The sequence below is a fragment of the Thiospirillum jenense genome (assembly GCF_014145225.1).
Classification (GTDB): Bacteria; Pseudomonadota; Gammaproteobacteria; order Chromatiales; family Chromatiaceae; genus Thiospirillum; species Thiospirillum jenense.
On record NZ_JABVCQ010000087.1, the window covers coordinates 1 to 937 of the forward strand.

Genomic DNA, 937 nt, shown 5'->3' on the forward strand with positions numbered 1-937 from the left:
AGCTGTCAGTCTTGCCGGCGACGCCCATGCTGCCGTTGCCGAGGCGCACGGTCCACGCGTGGGTCGTGAGGGAGGCTTCGGTGCTGGACGACCAATAGTTGAAGGACTGCAGAACAGAGAACGGCCCCGCCGCCGTCGTCGACAAAATTTTCTGCGTACCGGTGGTTAGCGCACGGAGTTCGCTGATGGTCGGCAGGCGCCAGTCGCCCGCGACCGAGCCGTCGCTCAAGTCCGAATAGGCTGCGCCAGATGCCAGCACTCCCGCACGGGTGTGCGCATCGTCGTGAGTTGTGCTGTCTTCCCATTTCTTTGCGCCACCCCAAATTGCGCTCTTCAGCCACACCAGACAGCGGCCCTTGGTCTTGCCGTCCACTGTTGCACCGAGCAGGTCGGTGACGGTGCCGTTGCCGTTGTCGCACCAGCGGGTGCCCCAAATCGTACCGCCAGTGCAGTTGCACGGCGGCGTCTCATAGCTGCCAGTCACGCCGAAGATCACCGTGCCTTTCTTGATGTTGGCGGCGACGAGGTCGCTATCGACCGCATTGAGCGTGGTCGCCGCGTAAAAACCCTCCGCCACGGTCGCACTGTCCGCAGAGAGCGTTCGGGTGGATATGGCGCCCGTCACCTCGCCGCCATCCACCCAGGCTTTCTTGTTGAGCAAGATGTCATCTGCCACCGCATCGCCGCTGCTGGTATCCACGACATTGGAATCGCCGGCGACGTCAAAGATGGAGACGCCGGATTTGATGTTGCCGCTGACCAGATTCGTATCGCCCGCCACGACGCCGCTGCCGTTGTGATAGCCGGCGGTGATGGTCTGCGCGCTGGTGCTCGGCGTGATGTTTTCAGTGCCGACATTGGTCATGGCGCCGATCTGATCGCAGCCACTGCTGTTGCAGAAGGTCTTGCCCGTCAGCACGTCGCCGACGGCGGCCGT

General features: G+C 63.1%; 1 protein-coding gene. It reads right to left on the reverse strand.

What is annotated here, in order from left to right; translation table 11 throughout:
- Positions 1-937 (reverse strand): Lcl C-terminal domain-containing protein (locus HUK38_RS14615; protein WP_182585048.1); only part of this gene is annotated, 937 nt, incomplete at both ends.